This is a genomic window from Sphingobium sufflavum (genome assembly GCF_021403115.1).
GTDB lineage: Bacteria > Pseudomonadota > Alphaproteobacteria > Sphingomonadales > Sphingomonadaceae > Sphingobium > Sphingobium sufflavum.
This window is the reverse complement of sequence record NZ_JAJSSH010000036.1, coordinates 1-1,268: the sequence shown is the minus strand read 5'-3', so window position 1 is coordinate 1,268 and position 1,268 is coordinate 1. Positions and strand designations below refer to the sequence as shown.

General features: G+C 63.2%; 1 protein-coding gene. It reads left to right on the top strand.

Annotated features, from left to right (window positions below):
- The first annotated feature begins 63 nt into the window (after positions 1–63).
- Positions 64–1,250 (top strand): IS3 family transposase gene (locus LWE61_RS20515; RefSeq protein ID WP_407696283.1). Its coding sequence is split into 2 segments (ribosomal slippage): positions 64–325 and positions 325–1,250, totalling 1,188 coding nucleotides; the frame shifts between segments, so codons are not numbered across the junction.
- The last annotated feature ends 18 nt before the right edge of the window (positions 1,251–1,268 follow it).

Below are 1,268 nucleotides of genomic sequence, written 5' to 3'. Positions count from 1 at the left end.
TGACCTGACCCCCTGATTTTCCTCCAGATACGATTAGAGTCCGGCCCATGGAAGGACGGACTGATGAAGCGGATACGGTTTACGGAAGAGCAGATTATCGGGGTTCTGCGGGAAGCTGAGGCAGGCGCGAAAACGGCTGATCTGGCCCGCAAGCATGGGGTGTCGGAGGCGACGCTGTACAACTGGAAGGCCAAGTACGGTGGCCTGGAAGTATCTGAGGCCAAGCGACTGCGGGCGCTGGAGGACGAGAACGGTCGGCTCAAGCGGCTGCTGGCCGATGCCATGCTGGACAACGCGGGTCTGAAGGACCTGCTGTCAAAAAAATGGTAACGCCTGCCGCCAAGCGGGAAGCGGTCGCGCATCTTCAGGCCCTGCTTGATGTCAGCGAGCGGCGGGCGTGCAGGGTCATTGCAGCGGATCGCACAAGTGTGCGCTATCGATCCCGGCGCGCCGGTGATGACGAGCTGCGCGATAAGTTGCGCGTCCTGGCGCAGGAGCGACGACGGTTCGGATACCGCCGCCTGCACATCCTGCTGCGCCGCGACGGGGTGCCGATCAACCGTAAGAAGACCCAGCGGCTTTACCGCGAAGAAGGCTTGACGGTGCGGCGGCGCAAGGGCCGTAAGCGAGCGGTGGGAGCGCGGATGCCGCCACCGGTGCTGGCGCTGCCTAACCAGCGGTGGAGCCTCGACTTCGTGCATGACCAACTCGTCACGGGCCGCCGGTTCCGGGTGCTCAACATCGTCGATGACGTGACCCGCGAGTGCCTGCGTGCGGTGCCGGACACGTCGATCTCGGGCAAGCGGGTTGTCCGCGAGCTGAAAGAACTGATCGCCCAGCGCGGCAAGCCGGGCATGATCGTCAGCGATAACGGCACCGAGCTGACATCGAACGCGGTGCTGGCCTGGTGCGGCGAGGCCAAGATCGAGTGGCATTACACCATGCCGGGCAAGCCTACCCAGAACGCCTTCGTCGAGAGCTTCAACGGACGGATGCGTGACGAGCTGCTCAACGAGACGCTGTTCATGAGCATGGGGCACGCTCGTGAAAAGATCGCGGCATGGGCCGATGACTACAACACCGAGCGACCGCACTCCTCTCTCGGATATGCCACACCGGCAGCGTTCGCCGCTGAGCTGAATAAGCAATGGCCCGCTTCGCTACGCCCTACGGGCTCCGCTGCACAGGCCATTGCTCAACCCGCGCTCATGCGCAAAAACGATGCCGAGACTCTAATCGCAACCGGATGAAGGTTGGGGGTCAGGTCA